Annotated in this window: 20 protein-coding genes; 12 read left to right on the top strand and 8 right to left on the bottom strand. The window is 69.5% G+C overall.

What is annotated here, in order from left to right:
- Position 1: 1 nt before the first annotated feature.
- The 3 genes from ACXJY8_RS16700 to ACXJY8_RS16690 are packed head-to-tail and all read right to left on the bottom strand — an operon-like array spanning position 2 to position 2,000.
- On the bottom strand, positions 2-1,078 hold the full coding sequence (locus ACXJY8_RS16700) for an ROK family protein (protein ID WP_463770867.1): 1,077 nt from the start codon (positions 1,076-1,078) through the stop codon (positions 2-4).
- Between the two features lie 55 nt (positions 1,079-1,133).
- Complete coding sequence (locus ACXJY8_RS16695) at positions 1,134-1,520, bottom strand: photosystem reaction center subunit H (protein WP_463770865.1); 387 nt, start codon at positions 1,518-1,520, stop codon at positions 1,134-1,136.
- A gap of 51 nt (positions 1,521-1,571) precedes the next feature.
- Positions 1,572-2,000 (bottom strand): response regulator, encoded by a 429-nt coding sequence (locus ACXJY8_RS16690; RefSeq protein ID WP_463770863.1) that lies wholly within the window; start codon positions 1,998-2,000, stop codon positions 1,572-1,574.
- A 168-nt stretch (positions 2,001-2,168) separates the two neighbouring features.
- On the opposite strand from ACXJY8_RS16690, the gene ACXJY8_RS16685 reads away from it, so the two are divergent.
- The 5 genes from ACXJY8_RS16685 to ACXJY8_RS16665 all read left to right on the top strand — a co-directional run bounded on the left by ACXJY8_RS16685 (position 2,169) and on the right by ACXJY8_RS16665 (position 6,135).
- Positions 2,169-2,840, top strand: coding sequence for a YoaK family protein (locus ACXJY8_RS16685; protein ID WP_463770860.1), 672 nt, complete (start codon positions 2,169-2,171; stop codon positions 2,838-2,840).
- Between the two features lie 33 nt (positions 2,841-2,873).
- On the top strand, positions 2,874-3,875 hold the full coding sequence (locus ACXJY8_RS16680) for a WD40 repeat domain-containing protein (RefSeq protein ID WP_463770857.1): 1,002 nt from the start codon (positions 2,874-2,876) through the stop codon (positions 3,873-3,875).
- A 5-nt stretch (positions 3,876-3,880) separates the two neighbouring features.
- Entirely contained in the window at positions 3,881-4,165 is a 285-nt protein-coding gene (locus ACXJY8_RS16675; RefSeq protein ID WP_463770855.1) for a hypothetical protein, read from the top strand.
- Between the two features lie 92 nt (positions 4,166-4,257).
- Positions 4,258-4,785 carry a DUF2937 family protein gene (locus tag ACXJY8_RS16670; protein WP_463770852.1) on the top strand — a complete coding sequence of 176 codons (528 nt, stop codon included), beginning with the start codon at positions 4,258-4,260 and terminating at the stop codon, positions 4,783-4,785.
- 111 nt (positions 4,786-4,896) lie between these two features.
- Positions 4,897-6,135: a peptide ABC transporter permease gene (locus ACXJY8_RS16665; protein WP_463770849.1), complete on the top strand. Its 1,239-nt coding sequence runs from the start codon at positions 4,897-4,899 to the stop codon at positions 6,133-6,135.
- Between the two features lie 5 nt (positions 6,136-6,140).
- Here ACXJY8_RS16665 and ACXJY8_RS16660 read toward each other — a convergent pair whose 3' ends face one another.
- Both ACXJY8_RS16660 and ACXJY8_RS16655 read right to left on the bottom strand, forming a co-directional pair.
- Positions 6,141-6,563, bottom strand: coding sequence for a metallopeptidase family protein (locus tag ACXJY8_RS16660; protein ID WP_463770847.1), 423 nt, complete (start codon positions 6,561-6,563; stop codon positions 6,141-6,143).
- Positions 6,560-7,288: a pyrimidine 5'-nucleotidase gene (locus tag ACXJY8_RS16655; protein WP_463770844.1), complete on the bottom strand. Its 729-nt coding sequence runs from the start codon at positions 7,286-7,288 to the stop codon at positions 6,560-6,562. Before ACXJY8_RS16655 ends, ACXJY8_RS16660 begins: the two co-directional genes overlap by 4 nt.
- A 404-nt stretch (positions 7,289-7,692) precedes the next feature.
- On the opposite strand from ACXJY8_RS16655, the gene ACXJY8_RS16650 reads away from it, so the two are divergent.
- The 4 genes from ACXJY8_RS16650 (at position 7,693) to ACXJY8_RS16635 (ending at position 11,205) form a co-directional block, all read left to right on the top strand.
- Positions 7,693-8,247, top strand: coding sequence for a SiaB family protein kinase (locus ACXJY8_RS16650; protein WP_463770841.1), 555 nt, complete (start codon positions 7,693-7,695; stop codon positions 8,245-8,247).
- A gap of 14 nt (positions 8,248-8,261) precedes the next feature.
- The gene (locus tag ACXJY8_RS16645) at positions 8,262-8,648 is read left to right on the top strand and encodes a DUF1987 domain-containing protein (RefSeq protein ID WP_463770836.1); all 387 of its coding nucleotides are present in this window, start codon (positions 8,262-8,264) and stop codon (positions 8,646-8,648) included.
- Positions 8,645-9,520, top strand: coding sequence for a GGDEF domain-containing protein (locus ACXJY8_RS16640; protein ID WP_463770833.1), 876 nt, complete (start codon positions 8,645-8,647; stop codon positions 9,518-9,520). The genes ACXJY8_RS16645 and ACXJY8_RS16640 overlap by 4 nt, the downstream gene beginning before the upstream one ends.
- A 146-nt stretch (positions 9,521-9,666) precedes the next feature.
- Entirely contained in the window at positions 9,667-11,205 is a 1,539-nt protein-coding gene (locus tag ACXJY8_RS16635) for a SpoIIE family protein phosphatase (RefSeq protein ID WP_463770829.1), read from the top strand.
- 19 nt (positions 11,206-11,224) lie between these two features.
- Here the strand turns inward: ACXJY8_RS16635 and argB are convergent, their stop codons facing one another.
- A complete protein-coding gene (gene argB / locus ACXJY8_RS16630; protein ID WP_244013842.1) occupies positions 11,225-12,121 on the bottom strand; it encodes an acetylglutamate kinase in 897 nt (298 codons plus the stop codon).
- Positions 12,122-12,372: 251 nt separating this feature from the next.
- On the opposite strand from argB, the gene ACXJY8_RS16625 reads away from it, so the two are divergent.
- On the top strand, positions 12,373-12,582 hold the full coding sequence (locus tag ACXJY8_RS16625) for a hypothetical protein (RefSeq protein ID WP_463770824.1): 210 nt from the start codon (positions 12,373-12,375) through the stop codon (positions 12,580-12,582).
- 169 nt (positions 12,583-12,751) lie between these two features.
- Positions 12,752-13,027 (top strand): hypothetical protein, encoded by a 276-nt coding sequence (locus tag ACXJY8_RS16620; RefSeq protein ID WP_463770822.1) that lies wholly within the window; start codon positions 12,752-12,754, stop codon positions 13,025-13,027.
- A 29-nt stretch (positions 13,028-13,056) separates the two neighbouring features.
- Here the strand turns inward: ACXJY8_RS16620 and ACXJY8_RS16615 are convergent, their stop codons facing one another.
- A complete protein-coding gene (locus ACXJY8_RS16615) occupies positions 13,057-13,833 on the bottom strand; it encodes an MOSC domain-containing protein (protein ID WP_463770820.1) in 777 nt (258 codons plus the stop codon).
- A 229-nt stretch (positions 13,834-14,062) separates the two neighbouring features.
- Between ACXJY8_RS16615 and clpB the strand changes: the two genes are divergently transcribed.
- Positions 14,063-16,693, top strand: coding sequence for an ATP-dependent chaperone ClpB (gene clpB, locus ACXJY8_RS16610; protein ID WP_463770815.1), 2,631 nt, complete (start codon positions 14,063-14,065; stop codon positions 16,691-16,693).
- 72 nt (positions 16,694-16,765) lie between these two features.
- On the opposite strand, the gene ACXJY8_RS16605 is transcribed toward clpB, so the two are convergent.
- Positions 16,766-17,116, bottom strand: a complete 351-nt coding sequence (locus ACXJY8_RS16605; protein ID WP_463770811.1) for a hypothetical protein — start codon at positions 17,114-17,116, stop codon at positions 16,766-16,768.
- Between the last annotated feature and the right edge of the window lie 67 nt (positions 17,117-17,183).

Genomic DNA, 17,183 nt, shown 5'->3' with positions numbered 1-17,183 from the left:
CCTACGCTTCGTCGTCGGTGCCGCGGTTGGTGAACCGCGCATTGCCGAGGCCGGTGCCGATGGTGAGCACGCCCCAGCGCGTCACATCCTTGCGGTCCGGAACCTCGCTGAGACCCTGAACCACGGCATCGTTGTGCATCACCACCATGGTGGGATGCTCGCCGATGCGCGGAATCGCCGTCGTCACGCGCTCGACGAGGTTGAAGTCGCTGCCCTCCCAGTTGCCCGGCAGGTTCTGGCCACCGCGGTCGATGGTGCCGTCGGCCTCGATCATGCCGGGGCAGCCGATGCCGATGAAGGGCGCCAGGGTGAGGTTGGCACGGTCCGCCCGCCGGATCAGGTCGTTGAGCATCCCCACGAGACGCTCCACCGCCTCGTCGCGGCTCGGCATCGGGTCCTCGTCGCAGTGGCGCCAGATCTCGGAACGCCAGACCTCACTGCGCGACAGGTCCGAAGCCTTCCGGAGGTTCGTGACCACCACGCCCGCGCGCATGTTGCTCCCGCCGATATCGACGGCGAGCAGGCTGTCGTAGCCGGAGAACATCCAGGAGGGCGCCAGATGCACCGCGCCGATCAGGCCGCCCTCGTCGGGATGGTGCCGGATCGGCTCGAGGGTGATGTCGAGGCCGCCTGTGCGCAGGAGGAAGCCGGCACGCGCGACCGCGAGGCGGCCGGCCCGGCTGTCGGAGAACCCGCCGCCGACCACAATCGCCTGGGTGCCTTCCCAACCATCCTGCCCGAGGAAGAGGCGCGCCACGCGGGCGAGTTCCTGCGCGAAGTCCTCGATGGCGCTGAACACCACGCCGGACGCCAGAGGATCGTCCCCGAGCAGGATCTGGTCGAGGCGGCGCTTGGAGAAGTCGCAACTGTCCTTGTCGCCGAGGGGGTCGTCGCCGAGGGCCCGCAGGCGTTCCCGGCACGCTTCCAGCATCTCGCGGAAGGCTGCCTTCGAAACCCGGTCGCCGATGAAGCCGTCGCCGTCCTTCAGCTCGATGTTGTAGTCGTCGACCACCACCGACGGCAGCCGTTGTGCCGCGTGCGCGATGCCCGCCTCGCGGATCTGAGTGTCCTTCGCCATGCCGCTCCGCCTGCCCTCTGCCTCGTATTTACGCGCAGCTCAACGCGCGGGACGCTCATTTGGGCTTGGCGGTTTCACCCGGGGCCGGCGCTTTCGGTTCGCGGGCCTCCATCAGGTCCTCGGCCTTGTCCTCGTCGGTGTCGCCACCGCGCTCGATGGTCTTCTCCGGGTTGGCGGCCAGCGCTCGCACGATCTCGACCAGGCGCTCGCATTCGGCGGCGTACTTGTAGGTCTCCAGCACGATTGCCGCGTCGCGCAGGGTGCGCAGGTCGCGCACCGTCTGCTTGTTGGCGGTCTCGCGCAGCTCGGATTTGGCCGCGATCGCCTCCTCGAGCTTGGCGCCTTTCACGTCGCAGGCGGCCGAGGCCGTGGCGGTGCCGGCGAGGAGGACGAGGAGGGGCGCGAGGAAGGAGGCAACGCGAGGGGTAGGCAGATTGCGCATCGGAAGGCTCCGGGCTCCGGCGACCGAACCCGCGCCGTGCGCGGTCCGGTCTCAACCATGATGGGGGGGGGAACGCAGGATCTCGTTGGCGAGCGCCACGAGATGGCTCAAGCGGTAGGGCTTCGGGACGAAGATGGACTGGGTGACGGCCTCGGCCTGGGAGAGATGGCCGCGCCCGCCCGAGGTGTAGACCACGGGTAGGTTCGGCAAGTGGCGGCGCGCGCGATGCGCGAGGGTGATCCCGTTCGTATTGCGGGCCAGATCGATATCGGTGAAGAGCAGGTCGACGCGCTCCCGCGCCAGGATGTCCTCTGCCGCGTCGGCATCGGCGGCGGTGAGGACGCGGTAGCCCTCGTCGAGCAGCGCCTCGGCGGCGAGCTCGCAGACCATGGCCTCATCCTCGACAACCAGGACGGTCTCGGCGGCGACGCGCGGGCTGAAGGCGGGATGGATGGGAAAGGCGCAGGCGAAGGAAATCATGACGCAACTCCTACTCACCCGGTGTGAGCCCCTGGGGGCCGGGCCGGATCGCAAGACAAACGGGTCGCCGAGGCGCTTCGTTCGCTGCCGATCACTCCAATTGCGCCGACTTGGTAAGCGAAGCTTTAACCCTGTGGCGGCGGTGGTGAACGAGCGTGCTGCCCGTCCATGACCCGTCCCTGGCACCTCGGCTTCGGCCTCCTCCTCACGGCCCTGGCCGGCTACGTGGATGCCCTCGGCTTCATCCGGCTCGGCGGCCTCTACACCTCGTTCATGAGCGGGAACACGACCCAGTTCGCGGTCTCCCTCGGGCACGGCGACCCGCGCCACGCCATCCTGCCGGCCTTGCTGATCGCCGCCTTCCTCCTCGGGGGCCTCTGCGGCGGCGGCCTCTCGGCCCTGACGCCTGCGCGCTGGGTCACGCCGGTCATTCTCGGCTTCGAGACCGCGATCGTCGGTGCCGCTTTCGAGGCCGCCACGGCCGCGCCGGATTCCGGCATCGCCTCGCTGATGCTGGCCCTGGCGATGGGGGCGCAGAATGCGGTCCTGTCCCACGTCCAGGGTTTCCGCGCCGGGACGACCTTCGTGACCGGCGCCCTGTTCGGCTTCGGTCAGAAGCTGGCCTTGGCCCTCGCCCGGCGCGGTGCGCGCACGGCCTGGATCAGCGACGCCGTCGTCTGGTTCTCGCTCCTTGTCGGATCGGTGGCCGGGACGGTCGCCTACGGGAAGCTGGCGTTGTATGCCCTCGCCATTCCCGCCGGCATCGCCGGCCTCCTCGCGCTCGTCGCGACGGTCCTGACGGCGCGCGCGGTGCCGGCGAAGGCCGCCGTTGCGAAGTGAGCCCGCGAGCCCCTGGTTGAGAGATCCGCTGCGATGAGTGCCCCCTCCCTCCTCGATCACGTGACGCCGCTGGCGGCCGGCGCCCATGTCACCGCCACGGTCTGGCTGAAGGACACTCTCGCCCTGGCGCTCGGCGACGGGGGCGTGCTCCTGGCCTCCGGCGCCGATATCCGCCGGGTCGAGGCGCATCCGGACGCCGGCATCCTCGTGGCGGCCGGCGACGGGCGCCGCCTCGTCACCGGCGGCGACGACGGCCGGGTGGTGGCGACCTCCGACACGGGCGACGTCGTGGAGGTCGCGACTGCGAAGAACGGTGCCTGGATCGACGCCCTCGCGCTGCATCCCGAGGGCGGCCTCGCCTTCGCGGCCGGGCGCAACGTCGTCGCCCGCGATGCCAAGGGGCGCGAGAAGATCTTCTCGGCGCCGTCCACCGCCCGCGGCCTCGCCTTCGCGCCGAAGGGCTATCGCCTCGCGGTCTCCCACTACAACGGCGCCACCCTCTGGTACCCGAACCTCGACACGGCCCCCGACTTCATCGAGTGGAAGGGCTCGCATATCGACGTGACCTGGTCGCCGGACGGCCGGTTCGTGGTGACGACGATGCAGGAGAACTCGCTGCACGGCTGGCGCCTCCAGCCCGATCGCGGCCATATGCGGATGTCGGGCTATCCGGCGAAGGTGCGCTCGGTTTCCTGGTCGGGCGACGGGCACTGGCTTGCCACCAGCGGCGCCGAGGCCGCCATCGTCTGGCCGTTCGACTCCAAGGAAGGCCCGACCGGCAAGGCGCCGCGCGAGTGCGGCGTACGCCCCGCGCGGGTCTCGCGCGTGGCGTTCCACCCCAAAGCCCTGGTCCTGGCCATCGGATACGAGGACGGCTGCATCCTCCTCGTGCGCTTCTCCGATGCCTCGGAGCTGCTGGTGCGCCACGCGGTCAAAGGCAGTGGCATCTCGGCCCTGGCCTGGGACGGCCGCGGCAGCCGCCTCGCCTTCGGCTGCACCGACGGTCAGGCCGGTCTCCTGACCCTGCCGGCCTGACCGCGATGGCGCTGTTCGGCTTCGGCAGCCGCCGGCCCCCGGCGGACCAGGGCGCCCGGGAGGCGATCGCCGCCTGGGTCCGCCGCAATGGCGAGCTGGCGGAGAGCGTCGTCGTCAAGGCGAGCGAGATCGTCTGCGCCGACCCAGCCTGTCCGGGCACCGAGACCGTCATCCTGATCCTCGCGCCCGGGCGACCGACCCGCGCCCTGAAGGTCGCCCGGCCCATGCCCGAGGTCACCGAAGCCGACATCACCGCGGCGTTCGCACAGGAAAGATCCGCTTCGGAGTGAAAAGAGCTCCGCTCCGGAGCCTTGTGCCTCCGGCCGGAACCTGCCGCGGCGTCGTGCCCTTGTCCCACACCGTCACGCTCGTGGAGAGGCCGGTGTTTCGTGTCCTACGCACCCTGGGGCTCGCCCTGGCACTCATCGGCGGCGCCGTCGCCGCGCAGGCGCCGGAATTCGCCCAGCAATATGCGCAGCGTCTCGGCGGCACCCTGGACGAACTACGCCGGGTGGTCTCCGGCTTCGAGGCCGATGCCGCCGCCACCGGTCGCAGCCGCGAGGATGCGGTGGCGCGCCTGCGCGGCGACGGCGACCCCCTGGTCGCCCGCCGCGGCGAGGCGGCCCGCCAGGACATCGCGCGCCTCGCCGCCCTGGATCGGCAGCGGCGGGAACTCTCGGAAGCCGGAGGCCCCCTCGGTCGCGTCGTCGCCCTGGCGCGCGATCCGGACCTTTCCCTCGCCCGGGCGACCTACCAGGATTATACTCCCGCCATTCCCACCACCGCCGACGGCCTCACCGCGGGTCTCGTCGGATTTCTCGCGACCTGGGCGGGCTGGCGCATCCTCGCCGATCTCTGCCGGCGCGTGGTCGCGGGCCGAAGCCGCCGTTCGCTACCCCGGCCGGCGTGAAGGCCCGACTGTTGCACGACGTCTACAGCTTGGCCCTCCCGGCTGCACTAGGGTCTCGCCGTTAGCGCGCGGGCCTCATCCTGGCGCCGTTTCACGGCCTCCATCGAACCCATGGCGCGCGCTCCCTCCACCTCGGTCGATCCCGCTCTCGATGCCGCGGCGCTGCTGCGGCGGATCGGCTTCATCGGCCTGTTCGTGATCATGCCGGTGGCGGCCCAGGTCGCCCGACGGGCCGTGGTCATCCTGGCGCCGATCTCCATCGCGCTCCTGCTTCTGGCCAGCGCCATCGACGGCCGGGCCCGCCCGGTCGGAATGGCCTCCACCCGCCTGCTGCGGTCGCCCGCCTTCCTGGCCGGCTGCCTCGTGATCCTGTGGTCGGCACTGTCGCTGATCTGGACGCCGTTCCTCAGCCTGGCCACCGAACGGCTGCTCAACGTGGTCGCGACGCTGCTGATGACGATGGCGGGGTACCTCGCCCTGCCGGACCGCATGCGCTCGGCCAACCTCTACCTCCTGCCGGTGGGTGTGGCGGCGGCGGCCGTCTTCGCCATCGGCCTCGGGCTCACGGGGCAGGGACCGTTCGGCCAGGGCCTGCTCGGACCGGATGAGGACGCGATCCTCGATCGCGGCCTGATCCTCCTCGTCCTCTTCGTCTGGCCGGCCGTGTCCTGGCTCCGGTCGCGCGGGCGCAACGGCGAGGCCCTCGGACTTGCGCTGCTCGTCTCGGTCGCGCTGATCGTCTCCCCCGGGCCGACCACCCTCGTCGGCCTGGCGATCGGCGCCGTCGCCTTCGCTCTCGCGGCGTTCCGGCCGGTCCTGGCCCCGCGGCTTCTGGGCGTCACGGCGGCGGCCCTGCTGGTGCTCGGCCCGATCCTTCCCTTCGTCGCCCGGCCGATCGGCGCGACGGTCTTCGGCGGCCGGGCGCCCGGCGTGCTCAGCCTGAAGGCCTGGCAGACCATCGTCACCAGCGAGCCGCTGCGTCTCGTCACCGGACATGGACTCGAGACGGCCCTGCGCGGGCGCTACGTCAACCTGCTGCCGATGAACGCTCCGCGCACCCTGCTGTTCGAGCTCTGGTACGAACTCGGTCTCGTGGGGGCCTTCGCGGCCGCCTTCGCTCTGCACGCCGCGATCCGCCGGGCGGGCCGCGAGGCGTCCGTGCTGGTCCCGGGCGCCATGGCGGCCTTCGCCTCGGCCTTCCTGATCGCCTGCATCGGCGTGGGCATGACGGTGATGTGGTGGCTCACCACCCTGGCGCTGGCCGTCCTGGTCTTCGTGGCGGTGGAGCGCGGGCAGTTCCGGACCCGCCGACCCAAGGCCAGCCTGCTTCCCTCCGCCCAGAAGGCCTGACTCCCTCAGGGATCCGCCGCTGCCTCGATCGCCTTCATGTCGGCATCCGACAGGCCGAAATGGTGCCCGATCTCGTGGACGAGGACATGCGTGACGAGGTGCCCGAGGGACTCGTCGTGCTCCGCCCAGTCGTCGAGCAGGGGTCGGCGATAGAGCCAGACCTGGTTCGGCATCTGGCCGGTCGCCGTCTCGCCGCCCTGGGCGAGGCCGATGCCCCGGAACAGGCCGAGGAGGTCGAACGGGCTCTCGCAATCCATCTCCCGCAGGGTCTCGTCGTCGGGAAAATCCTCGACATGGATCACGAGCCCGGCGCAGAGGTTCCGGAATGCCAGCGGCAGGTTGGCAAAGGCGGCATGGGCCAGATCCTCGATCGTGCCGAGGTCCGGCGACCGGGCCGATGCCCAGTCCGGGTTGGTCCCGCCGCTCATGCGAGTTCCGGCAGCACGCGCTGCGCCAGGAATCCGGCGAGATCGCTGGTGATGTGGTCGATATGCGGCTCGCGCACCGCCTCCTGCTCGAAGGCCTCGCGGAAGGGGTCGATCGTTGGGGGGACCACCAGCACGGTGGACATGCCGATGTCGTGCGGCACGATGAGGTTGCGGGCGATGTCCTCGAACAGGGCCGCACGGCGCGGCTCGACCCCGTGCCGCTTGAGAAAGCGCTCGTAGGTGGAGCGCTCAGGCTTCGGGATGAAATCGGCGTCGGCGATGTCGAACACGTCCTCGAAGTGGTCGAGGATACCGAGCTTGGCCGCCACGCTCTCGGCATGCCGGCGCGATCCGTTGGTCAGGATCAGCTTGCGGCCGGGCAGGCGCTCGATGGCATCGCCCAGTGCCGCGTCGAGGCGGATCGACGAATGGTCGATGTCGTGGGCGAAGTCGAGGAAGTCGTGCGGGTCAATCGCCGCCTCCACCATCAGAGCCTTCAGCGTCGTCCCGTAGCGGTGGTAGAAATACTTCTGCAGCGCTCGGGCCGAGAGGCCGTCGAGCCCGTATAGCCGCATCACGTACAGGGTGATGCGCTCATCAACCTGCGGCCAGACGCGGGCATCGCTCGGGTACAGCGTGTTGTCGAGATCGAACACCCAGGTGTCGACGTGGCGAAAGCCGCGGGATTGCGCCGTGGTGAAGTGAGTTTCGCCGGGAAGGAACACGATAGGTCGATGCGGTTCGATGAGGGCCGCGAAGCCCGGCCGCAGAAGATGGGGACCGGGCGCCGCGATGGGAAGCGGAGCGCTATCTTTTCAGAGCATGGCCTTACGCCGCCCGCAAGCGGCCGAGCCGGCGCCTGTCTCTCCATCGGCCGGTCGGTAAAGGGCGCGCAGACACGCGGCATCTCTCCGGCCGAAATGCAATGACCTCTGTTTAGGCAAAACTGCACAATCTGGATTCGAAATAGGCAGCTTTACAGCGTTTTCAGCCCATATTTGCTTATACGCGTAAAGACGTTTCTCCGGTGGCACTTTAACCCGACATATACGAACGCGGCGCTATTTCTTCGAAACGGTACAGCGCGCGGCGCGGCCGCTGCCAGTTTCGAGAGGCAGGAGAAATTGCATTGCTCGCTCGCGATTTCATGAATTTCTTCGACGCCTCGCGGCGTCAGGGCGTGATCCTCTCCTTCGGCGGCGACATTTCCGAGAACGTCCTGTTCTCCCTCGGCGAGGTGCTCAAGCTGCGCATGAGCCAGGGCGAGACCGATGCCTCGGTCGCCAAGCGCGTCTTCGCGGTCTTCGTGGAGCAGGCCCAGAACGTGATCCGCTACTCGGCCGACAAGGTCGTGAAGCCGGGTGGCCCTCAAACGGGCCTCATCAGTCACGGCGTGATCGTCGTCGGGATGGAAGGGGGGCGCTTCTACGTCGTCTGCGGCAACGAACTACCCGTTACCGACGTGTCGCCGCTGCGGGCCCGCCTCGATCACATCGCGAGTCTCAACAGCGACGAACTCAAGGCGTTCTACCGGGAGAAGCTGCGCCAGCCGCCGGACGAGGGCAGCCTCGGCGGCAGCATCGGCCTGATCGAGATCGCCCGGCGCTCCAGCGCGCCGGTCGAGTACGACTTCCAGGAGCTCGGCTCCGGACGCAGCTTCTTCTGCCTCAAAGCCTATATCTGACGGGCCGATTACCCATGGACCGAATTCAGCTAGCCGCTACGGAACGCTCGCCGCGGGTCGATTTCGACTTCGCGACCGGGCACCTCTCCCTGCACGGCGAATCCTACCCCGAGGATGCGGCGGCCTTCTTCGGGCCCCTGCTCCAGGCCCTGCGGGCCTACCTGGCGGACGCGTCCGGGCCTGCGATCGTGTTCGAGGTGGGGCTCGCCTACTTCAACTCGTCCAGCGCCAAGGCGCTGATGAACCTGTTCATGCCCCTCGAAGATGCGGCCGAGGAGGGGCGTTCGGTGACGGTGCGCTGGCGCTTCGCCGACGGCGACGAGACCATCGAGGAGGCGGGCGAGGACTTCGCCGCCGACTTCTCCTTCGCCCGCTTCGAAATGGTGAGGGAGGCCGCATGACCCACGCGATCAGAGCCGTCGCCAGCGCCGCCGCCGAGACGGCTACTGAGGCCGCCGCCGATTCCTTCAGCCTCTACGACGCCGAGGAAGCGGTCCTGACCCGCACCGAGGCGATGCTCTCGGGGCTCTCCGATGTGGCGGGTGGTGTCCAGGCCCTCGCCGATGCGTATCGCCGGGGCTACCGCGAGCAGCGGCGGCTGGTCCGGATGAGCGATCGGATGCAACTCGACCTCCAGAAGGCCAACAACTCCCTCGCCCAGCAGCGCCGCGACCTTCAGGTCCTGAACGCCGCCCTGTCGAGCGAGATCGAGCACCGGACCCGCCTCGAGGCCGAATTGCGGCGCCTCGCCGACACCGACGACCTCACGGGCGCCCTGGCACGGCGCCGGTTCATGGAGATCGCGGCGCGCGAGTGGCAGCGCCACGACCGCAGCGGCGCCCCGGTCTGCATCCTCATGCTCGACCTCGACCGGTTCAAGCTCCTCAACGACAGCTTCGGCCACGCCGCCGGCGACGCGGCGCTGATGTCCTTCGTGGCGACCTGCCGGGCCAGCCTGCGCACTCTCGACTTCATCGGCCGTACCGGCGGCGAGGAATTCGCCATCGTTCTCTCGGATACGTATCTGGACGCGGGCGTCGCCTTTGCCGAGCGCCTGCGCGAGGCGGTCGCCGCGACGCCGGTGCCGACGATGGACGCCGCCATGCGGATCACCGTGAGCATCGGCGTCGCCCAGGCCCAGCCCGGCGAAAGCGTTGAGACCGCGATGCAACGGGCCGATGCGGCTCTCTACGTGGCCAAGGGAAGTGGCCGCAACCGCGTCGCCGTGAAGCCGGACGAGCCCAAGGCCCAGGGGGACGCGACCTGCCCATGATCGCCGACTCCGACGCTGCAGGCCTTGAGCCTTCCAAATCTGCCCGGATCCGGGGCGGTTCGCTGCGCGGGGCCGGGCCTCGGCGCAGCAGCGATTTCCTGTCCGCGGCGGGCTTCGTCGACGTCCCGGGCGCGGAACCGAGCTCGATGCGTCCGGGCGCCCTGCGCGGTTCGGCCCAGGGCCGCGACCTCGACAGCCTCGCCCACACGCTCTTCCTGCGGATCTACCCCGTCATCGCTGTCGTCGTGCTGGTGACGCAGATCGGCATTGCCTGGGTGAATTATCACGACCAGTTCCGCCTCTATACCGAGCGCGCGGGCCTGATGGCGTCGCTGACCGCCAAGGCGATCGCGAGCCCGGCCTGGAGCGCCCGCCCGGAGGTCTATCGTCGTCCGATGGAGGCGCTGACCCTCGACCCTGCCTTCCGCGCCGCGACCCTGCGCGATGCGGCCGGCACGGTGGTGATGACCCTCGGCGAACCGAAGCGCGGGCGATCGTTCGAGCAGATCACCACCCAGGCTGACCTCGTCGCCGTCCCGGGCGAGGCGCCCGCGGGACGGCTGACCTTGTCGATCTCCGCCGAGGACCTGCGCGGCAACGCCGAGAAGCAGGCCGTGCTGGCCGTCGGTACCAGCCTGATCCTGATGCTCGCCTTCGTGGTGACCCTGCACGCCAACGTGCGCCGCCACGTGCTGGCCCCCCTGAAGCGCCTGCTGGTGGCCATGCGCGAGGTCGAGCACAAGCGCTGGGTGGCGGTGGAACTCGACGGAGCCTTCCGTGCCAGCAACGAGATCGACGTCATCTCCCAGGCCTTCAACCGCATGGTCGACGGGCTGCGCTCCGGTGACGAGGCCAAGCAGTTGCTGCAGCAACTGGAACAGGCCCACCGGAAGCTGGAGCAGGCCAACCACCTCGTGATGGAGAGCATCGGCTACGCCCGGCGCATCCAGAGTTCGGTGCTGCCGGACCGCTCCGCCCTCGACGGCACGGGCCTCGACGTGGCGGTGCTCTGGGAGCCGTTGCACATGGTCGGCGGCGACTATTTCTGGCTGGAGGAGATCGACGGCCTCGGGATTCTCCTGGTCGCCGATTGCACCGGGCACGGCGTGCCGGGCGCGTTCCTGACCCTGATCGTCGCCACCGCCCTCGACCGGCTGATCCACGAGCGCGGCCTGCGCGACCCGGCCGCCATCCTGGAAGCACTGGACGGAATGGTCCGGACCCAGCTGCGTCAGGACGGTCGCGGCGCGGAATCCGATGACGGGCTCGATTGCGGTCTCTGCATCTGGGACCCGGCCACGTCTGAGATCCGCTTCGCCGGCGCCGGTACCGCGCTGACCACCATCGACGGCGCGGCGGTGACCCGCATCCGTGGCGCCAAGCGCGGCCTCGGCTATCCGCAGCGGCCGGGCGAGCGCCAATCCGTCGAGGAAAGCCGCCTGCACGTCACGCCGGGCATGACCCTCTATCTCATGACCGACGGCATCACGGACCAGATGGGCGGCCCCGGGCCGGGCCGCCGCCTTCTCGGCCATCGCGGCGTCACCGAGATCCTGGCCAACCACCAGGCGGCTCCGCTGGCGGAGCAGGTGGCGATCCTCGACGCGGCGCTCGCCGACTATCGGGCCGGCGGGAGCCGACGGGACGACATGACCCTGGTGGCCTTCCGGCCCCGCGCCGCGTGAGCGCGGGGCAGGGGACGTTTCAGCCCCGGCGGATCAGGGTGCCGGCACCGTAATCGGTGAACAGTTCCAGCAGCACCGCGTGGCTGACCTTGCCGTCGAGGATGACCACCGCCTCGACGCCCTGCTCCAGGGCGTAGATGCAGGTCTCCACCTTCGGGATCATGCCACCCGTGATGGTGCCGTCCGCGATCAGGCGGCGGCAATCGTCGATCGACAGCTCCGGGATCAGCTTCTTGTCCTTGTCGAGCACGCCCGGAACGTCGGTGAGCAGCAGCAGGCGCTTGGCCCGGAGCGCGCCCGCGATCGCGCCCGCGAAGGTGTCGGCGTTGACGTTGTAGGTCTGCCCGTCGGCGCCGAAGGCCACCGGTGCCAGGACCGGAATCAATTCGGCCTTCAGCACCGCGTCGAGCACGCCGCGCTCGACATGCTCGGGCTCGCCGACGAGGCCGAGATCGACCTCCTGTTCGGTCTGGCTCTCCGGATCGATGATCGTGCGGGTGGCCTTGCGGGCCCGCACCATGTTGCCGTCCTTGCCGCAGAGGCCGACGGCCCGGCCGCCCTCGGCCGAGATCCAGCCGACGATCTGCTTGTTGATCGAGCCGGCCAGGACCATCTCGACCACCTCGACGGTGGCCTCGTCGGTGACGCGCAGGCCGCCGCGGAACTCCGATTCGATGCCGAGCCGGCCGAGCATCCGCCCGATCTGCGGGCCGCCGCCATGGACCACGATCGGCTTCAGGCCGGACTGCTCGAGGAGCACGATGTCCTCTGCGAAATCCTCCGCCGCCGCCCGGTCACCCATGGCGTGGCCGCCATACTTGATGACCACGATCTCCTGGTCGTAGCGCTGCATGTGCGGCAGGGCCTGGACCAGGACCTCGGCGCGCACATGCACGTTGGGCAGCGGTTCTTTCATCGTGGGGCTCGTCCTCGATGGTGCGTCGGGCACCGCGCGCGACGCCGGGCTTCTAGCGCAGCAAGGCGACGCTGCGAAGCAGCGCTGGGACGAATTTCGCATCCGGGCAGGGAGTTTCGCCGGGGTCCGGCAGAGGATGGTGGGGCGCCTTCGGCCTCGGCATGGATGGCACCGCGCTTGCAACCGCTTATTGTTAAGTCTTCCTTAAGGTTGATAAATCATGATCATCCCATCGCCGGGGATTCTGCACCATGCTTAATGCCGATCCGTACCTGCCGCGTCCCACCCTGCTGAATCCGCACCACATCGCCAGTGCGGTCGATCAGCTCGGCCATCAGGCCGCCTCGCCCTCGGAGGTCTGGCGGCTCCTCACCGATCGCTTCACCGTGGATCTCGATGCCGTCGCGGCCGTCCTGCCGCGCTCGGAGCCGGAGCCGCACTGGCTGCAGACCCGCCGCTGAGCGCTCCACGGGCCGTCCGCTCCACCCGAGAAACCACGCTGGCACACGCCGTGCTTGGCAGCTTCCAACAACAACGACGCGGGGAACACCAAGGCAACGATCACGCGGCCGCTCGCACGCCGGAGCCACACCGCGGACCTTATTCGCCATCTCGAACAAGGGGTCCGTCATGTCCGAACTGCTTTCCGTCGCTCTCGTCTGCGCTGCAACGCTCCTCGCCAAGGATTGCTCGCGCGACACCGCCCTCGACGTCATCGTCGCGCCTGCCCGGACTCCGATGGAATGCCTGATGCATGGGCAGGTGGCTGCGGCCTCCACCGGACTGACCGGTGGGGAAAACCGCTACCTCAAGGTCACGTGCGAGCGCCGCCACGCCGACCTGCGCCACCTGCGCCGGGCCGGTTACGCCGCCGCCATCGTCCTCGTACACCGCGACGCGATCTAGCCGCAGGCCCTGTCTCGGCGAGAACGAGTCTAGGCGAGGGCAAGCGCCTCACCCGCCGTCAGCACGCCTCCTTCCAGCACCTCCGCGTAGACCCCGCAATCGGTGTGGCCGAGATGCTGGGAGAGGGTTCGCGGGATCGCGAGGTCGCGTTGGCCCGTGACCGGGTCGACATTCGTCGCCGCGCAACGCTGCGTCCGCTTGTGGATGCGCAGGCGCACACCGTCCGGCCCGGTGAGCGTGCGGCCGACGAGGCCGAGCTCGGACCAGGGGGCCAGACCCGTGACGTGGAGGTTCGCCCGGAAGCGGAGCGGGTCCACCGCCGCACCGGTCAGGGTCTCGAGTGCGGCGACGCTGGCGAGGTTCAGGAGCGAGACGAAGCCGCGCGGCGAATCCGTGAAGCGGTACCCGGCGGGTGCCGCGAGAACGCGGGCAGGGCCGCGCAGGGAGCCCGGCACGAAGCCGGTGAGGAAGGCCTCGATCGCCGCGCGCCCATCCGGCTGGGCGAGGTCGCCCCGAGCCACGATCGCGCCGCCCTGGCGGATCGTCAGCGTCCCGTCCTCGGGATCATAGCGCGTGTCGAGTTGCGCTAGAGCCTCGTCGCGCATCAGCATCAGGAACTTGATCTTGGGCTGATGCACCGGGGCCGCGGGGTCGTAGCCCGAGGGGCCGTTCTCCACCGCGAACAGCCGGTCCCCGGGAAAGTAGTCCCCCGTCGTGAGCGTCGCGCGCGCCATCGGCTCGGGCGAGAGGCCCTTCACGGGATAACGGTAGAGGGCGTCGAGGTGGAGGCGCGGCGTATCGGTCATGCGTCGAGCGTGGCCCTGAAATGCGTCCATGCGCAAGCCTTCGCGCATCCGCACCCGATCGCGTCCCGAGCCCTTGTGGTGCCGATATGCAACACCACATCCCCATCACCGGCGGCCATGTGGCGCCGGGGTCTCCAGCGGCACCGGCCGAGGGGACGACGTTTCGGCGATCTTCCGTGCCGCGAAGAGCGGGCGGCGGGTCGAGCCGACTCGGGGAGGTGGGACACAGATGAATTTCGAGATCTATACCGAGCGCGCCCGCGGCTTCGTTCAGGCGGCGCAGAGCCTCGCGATGCGCGAGGGCCATCCGCAGTTTCAGCCGGGCCACATCCTCAAGGTCCTGCTCGACGATTCCGAGGGCCTCTGCGCCGGTCTGATCGACCGGGCCGGCGGCCAGTCGCGGGTCGCCCTCGCGCAGACCGAGGCCTGGCTCGCCAAGCAGCCGAAGGTGTCCGGCAACGCGTCTCAGCCGCAGGCGACGCGCGAGCTCGTGCGCCTGTTCGACACCGCCGAGAAGGCGGCCGAGAAGGCCGGCGACAGCTACGTCACCGTCGAGCGCCTGCTCCTCGCCCTCGCGGTGGAGAAGGACACCGAGGCCGGCCGCGCGCTGGCGGCGGCCGGCGTCACCGCGGCCTCGCTCAACGGCGCCATCAATGCCCTGCGCAAGGGCCGCACCGCCGACAACGCCACGGCCGAGAACGCCTACGATGCGCTGAAGAAGTACGCCCGTGACCTGACGGAGGCGGCGCGCGAGGGCAAGCTCGACCCGGTGATCGGCCGCGACGAGGAGATCCGTCGCACGATCCAGGTCCTGTCCCGGCGCACCAAGAACAACCCCGTCCTCATCGGTGAGCCCGGCGTCGGCAAGACCGCCATCGTCGAGGGTCTGGCGCTCCGCATCGTCGACGGCGACGTGCCGGAATCGCTTCGCGACAAGAGTCTGCTCGCCCTCGACATGGGATCCCTCATCGCCGGTGCCAAATATCGCGGAGAATTCGAGGAGCGGCTGAAGGGCGTGCTTTCCGAGGTCACGGCGGCCGAGGGCGGGATCATCCTGTTCATCGACGAGATGCATACCCTGGTCGGAGCCGGCAAGGCGGACGGAGCGATGGATGCGTCCAACCTCCTGAAGCCCGCGCTGGCCCGCGGCGAACTGCACTGCGTCGGTGCCACCACCCTCGACGAGTACCGCAAGCACGTCGAGAAGGATGCGGCCCTGGCGCGGCGCTTCCAGCCCGTCTTCGTGTCCGAGCCTACCGTCGAGGACACGGTCTCGATCCTGCGCGGCATCAAGGAGAAGTACGAGCAGCATCACGGCGTGCGCATCCAGGATGCGGCGCTGGTGGCGGCCGCGACCCTGTCGAACCGCTACATCACCGACCGCTTCCTGCCGGACAAGGCCATCGACCTGATGGACGAGGCCGGATCGCGCCTGCGCATGCAGGTCGATTCGAAGCCCGAGGAGCTCGACAACATCGACCGCGAGATCGTGCGCCTGAAGATCGAGGGCGAGGCCCTGAAGAAGGAGACCGATTCCGCCTCCCGCGACCGCCTGGTGCGGCTGGAGAAGGAACTGGCCGACCTCGAGGAGCAGTCCGCCGCGATCACCTCGCGCTGGAAGGCCGAGAAGGACAAGCTCGGAGCCGCCGCTGAACTCAAGCGCAAGCTCGACGAGGCGCGCAACGAGTTGGCCGCGGCCCAGCGTCAGGGCCAGTACCAGCGCGCGGGCGAACTCGCCTACGGCGTGATCCCGGGGCTGGAGCGCCAGCTCGCCGAGATCGAGGCCCAGGCCGAGAGCGCCATCGTCCGTGATGGCATGGTCGAGGAGGCGGTGACGCCGGCCCACATCGCGGGCGTCGTCTCGCGCTGGACCGGGGTCCCCGTCGACAAGATGCTGGAGGGCGAGCGCGACAAGCTCCTGGCCATGGAGAAGGTGTTGGGTGAGCGCGTCGTCGGGCAGCGTGAGGCGGTCGAGGCGGTGGCGACCGCCGTGCGCCGCGCCCGTGCCGGCCTTCAGGATCCCAACCGGCCGATCGGCTCGTTCATCTTCCTGGGGCCCACGGGCGTCGGCAAGACCGAGCTGACCAAGGCCCTGGCCGGCTTCCTGTTCGACGACGACACCGCCCTCGTGCGCCTCGACATGTCGGAATACATGGAGAAGCATTCCGTGGCCCGGCTGATCGGAGCACCTCCGGGCTATGTCGGCTACGAGGAGGGGGGCGCGCTGACCGAGGCGGTTCGGCGCCGTCCCTACCAGGTCGTGCTGTTCGACGAGATCGAGAAGGCGCATCCGGACGTGTTCAACGTCCTGCTGCAGGTGCTCGACGACGGGCGGCTGACCGACGGACAGGGGCGGACGGTGGACTTCCGCAACACGCTCCTGATCATGACCTCGAACCTCGGCTCGGAATACCTCGTCAATCAGGGCGAGGGCGACGACACCGATGCCGTGCGCGAGGAGGTGATGGGTGTGGTGCGCAGCCACTTCAGGCCGGAATTCCTCAACCGGATCGACGAGATCATCCTGTTCCACCGGCTCAAGCGGTCGGAGATGGGGGCGATCGTCGACATCCAGCTGAAGCGCCTGCAGAAGCTCCTCGACGAGCGCAAGATCACCCTCGACGTCGAGCCCGAAGCCCGCGACTGGCTGGCCGACAAGGGCTACGACGCCGCCTACGGGGCGCGCCCCCTGAAGCGGGTGATCCAGAAGGCGGTCCAGGACCGGCTGGCGGAGCAGCTCCTGTCCGGGCTGATCCACGACGGGGAGGCGGTGCCGGTGGAGGTCGGCCCCCTCGGGCTGAAGGTCGGCAAGTCGGGCCTCAGCACCGAGCGCCGGCCGGAGAGCGTCACCCTGAACTGAGGCCGAGCGCCACCGGGAAACGATCGGGCCCGCGACGGCTGACGCCGTCGCGGGCCTCGTCGTGTGAGCCCATCACTGCCCGGAATGCAGGATCATGCGCCGGAGGCGGCCGTCGAGGTCCTGGAATCGGACCGAGATGCCGCGCCCGACGCAGCCCTGGAAGCTGTCGCCGGCAAAGAAGCCGCGGGCACTCTGCTCGCGGCAGCTCATCAGCGGCGGTACCAGGACGGCGCCGAGGCCGATGGCCAGCACGAGCGCGATGTTGAGGATTACCGCGATGAGCCAGCCGAGAGGCGAGAGGAACGGCTTCTCGAAGTCCGTCCGGCCCCGGTCCGGGCGGGTCAGGTCGCGGACGGACCCGGTTGCGCGGCGCCGCTCGGCCATCCGCGTATCGAGGTCCCGGAACTTCGAGATTTCGGCCACGGACGCGGTCTCCCAGGCGAGGTCTGGATGGAGCCTACGGAGGAGCCCTCAAGGAACTCTGAAGCTC

This window comes from Methylobacterium sp. TK31, assembly GCF_055361545.1.
This window is presented reverse-complemented; position numbering and strand designations above follow the sequence as displayed.

Excerpts from the sequence above, each read along its gene's own strand:
- ACXJY8_RS16700 (WP_463770867.1), bottom strand. The coding sequence starts at position 1,078 with ATGGCGAAGGACACTCAGATCCGCGAGGCGGGCATCGCGCACGCGGCA.
- ACXJY8_RS16695 (WP_463770865.1), bottom strand. The coding sequence starts at position 1,520 with ATGCGCAATCTGCCTACCCCTCGCGTTGCCTCCTTCCTCGCGCCCCTC.
- ACXJY8_RS16690 (WP_463770863.1), bottom strand. The coding sequence starts at position 2,000 with ATGATTTCCTTCGCCTGCGCCTTTCCCATCCATCCCGCCTTCAGCCCG.
- ACXJY8_RS16685 (WP_463770860.1), top strand. The coding sequence starts at position 2,169 with ATGACCCGTCCCTGGCACCTCGGCTTCGGCCTCCTCCTCACGGCCCTG.
- ACXJY8_RS16680 (WP_463770857.1), top strand. The coding sequence starts at position 2,874 with ATGAGTGCCCCCTCCCTCCTCGATCACGTGACGCCGCTGGCGGCCGGC.
- ACXJY8_RS16675 (WP_463770855.1), top strand. The coding sequence starts at position 3,881 with ATGGCGCTGTTCGGCTTCGGCAGCCGCCGGCCCCCGGCGGACCAGGGC.
- ACXJY8_RS16665 (WP_463770849.1), top strand. The coding sequence starts at position 4,897 with ATGGCGCGCGCTCCCTCCACCTCGGTCGATCCCGCTCTCGATGCCGCG.
- ACXJY8_RS16660 (WP_463770847.1), bottom strand. The coding sequence starts at position 6,563 with ATGAGCGGCGGGACCAACCCGGACTGGGCATCGGCCCGGTCGCCGGAC.
- ACXJY8_RS16645 (WP_463770836.1), top strand. The coding sequence starts at position 8,262 with ATGGACCGAATTCAGCTAGCCGCTACGGAACGCTCGCCGCGGGTCGAT.
- ACXJY8_RS16640 (WP_463770833.1), top strand. The coding sequence starts at position 8,645 with ATGACCCACGCGATCAGAGCCGTCGCCAGCGCCGCCGCCGAGACGGCT.
- ACXJY8_RS16635 (WP_463770829.1), top strand. The coding sequence starts at position 9,667 with ATGCGTCCGGGCGCCCTGCGCGGTTCGGCCCAGGGCCGCGACCTCGAC.
- argB (WP_244013842.1), bottom strand. The coding sequence starts at position 12,121 with ATGAAAGAACCGCTGCCCAACGTGCATGTGCGCGCCGAGGTCCTGGTC.
- ACXJY8_RS16625 (WP_463770824.1), top strand. The coding sequence starts at position 12,373 with ATGCTTAATGCCGATCCGTACCTGCCGCGTCCCACCCTGCTGAATCCG.
- ACXJY8_RS16620 (WP_463770822.1), top strand. The coding sequence starts at position 12,752 with ATGTCCGAACTGCTTTCCGTCGCTCTCGTCTGCGCTGCAACGCTCCTC.
- ACXJY8_RS16615 (WP_463770820.1), bottom strand. The coding sequence starts at position 13,833 with ATGACCGATACGCCGCGCCTCCACCTCGACGCCCTCTACCGTTATCCC.
- clpB (WP_463770815.1), top strand. The coding sequence starts at position 14,063 with ATGAATTTCGAGATCTATACCGAGCGCGCCCGCGGCTTCGTTCAGGCG.